General features: G+C 44.1%; 2 protein-coding genes. Both read left to right on the top strand.

Annotated elements, in window-relative coordinates:
• On the top strand, positions 1-657 hold a 657-nt coding region (gene pabC, locus A3729_RS15085; protein WP_068634029.1), incomplete at its 5' end, for an aminodeoxychorismate lyase.
• A 25-nt stretch (positions 658-682) separates the two neighbouring features.
• Positions 683-1513 (top strand): endolytic transglycosylase MltG (gene mltG, locus A3729_RS15080; protein WP_068634028.1); only part of this gene is annotated, 831 nt, incomplete at its 3' end.

Below are 1513 nucleotides of genomic sequence, written 5' to 3'. Positions count from 1 at the left end.
GCTGGTAAGTTTGAGCGTTATGTTGGCTTGGCTTTGAAAGACCTGACTAAAGCCGCTCACCTTAAGCGAGCGATAATCAAAGTGATTCTTACGCGTGGACAAGGTGGTCGAGGTTATGCGCCACCCGATGAGCCGGAACTAAACTTTATCACACAAGTCTTTGAGTCTCCCGAATTTCCCGAGACAAACTCCGCCCAGGGAATTACTCTCCATTTATGTGACCATAAGCTCTCGCATCAGCCAGTTCTGGCAGGGATAAAACACCTCAATCGTCTAGATCAGGTGCTTGCTTCAAAGGATTTGGCTAAGTCAGGGTATGAAGAAGGCTTGATGTTGGACTACAAGAATAATGTGGTAGAAGGCACTAAAAGCAATCTACTCATTTTCACAGGCAAAGATATTATTACTCCGAATATATCGGGTGCCGGTGTGGCGGGTACTTTACGTCAATATCTACTCGATAACGCTGCTTTAACAGGGCTAGCGCTTCGTGAAGCGGAAATTAGTATCGAGGACTCAAAGTCTGCAGACGGTTTAGCTGTTATCAATAGTGTCTTTGGTCTTTGGCCAGTGAAAGAATTTGCTGGTAAGCGCTATGCAATACATAAAAATTGTGGAATCATTCAGTCTCATTTGAAGACTAGCTTTTCATATTAAATAACCTTTTTCGACATTAACTATCGTGCCTGCAAATCGCTCTTTTATCGCTCGTTTTATTCTGCTGCTTATTATTTTTGTGCTGATGCTCAGTGCCGGTATATATCGTTATTATCAATCTGAATTAGAGCGAGCAATAGCCTTTCCACGAGACGTTCTCGAAATAGAAATACCCAAAGGCAGTAGCTTCAACTCAGTGTTGAGGAACTTGATTGAAAAAGGGGCTGACATTAACCCCTGGGTCGCAAAGGTCTACGCAAAGCAAAATAAGCTTGCTAGTAAAATTAAAGCAGGTGAGTTCAGTCTACAAGGGCCTATGACGCTTCCTGCTATTTTTGAGTGGCTGACATCCAATAACCAGATTCGTTACCAGGTTCAGTTTATCGAAGGAACGAGCTACAGAGATGCCTTAAAGACCCTGGCGCTTCAAGAGAAGCTAAGTAAAACCTTGGAAGGGAAGAGCGATGATGAACTTATCCAGGCATTGAACTCTAAGAACGATATAAAGCACCTGGAAGGGCAGTTCTATCCTGATACTTATGCGTACCATAAAGGCGATACGGATCTATCAATCCTAAAGCGTGCTCATCAGCGTTTGCAGAACATTTTGCAAGAAGAATGGCAGGCTAGAGATAAAAGTACCGTATTGAAGGGCTCGTATGAAGCGCTTACCTTGGCTTCGATTGTGGAAAAAGAAACGGGAGCAGCACATGAGCGAACTGAAATCGCAGGTGTATTTAATAGGCGGCTGATTAAGGGAATGCGTCTACAAACGGACCCGACCGTCATCTATGGCTTAGGTGATCGCTATCAAGGCAATATCACCCGTAAGCACCTGAAAGAGCTGACGGCCTAC

This window comes from Oleiphilus sp. HI0043, assembly GCF_001634935.1.
This window is presented reverse-complemented; position numbering and strand designations above follow the sequence as displayed.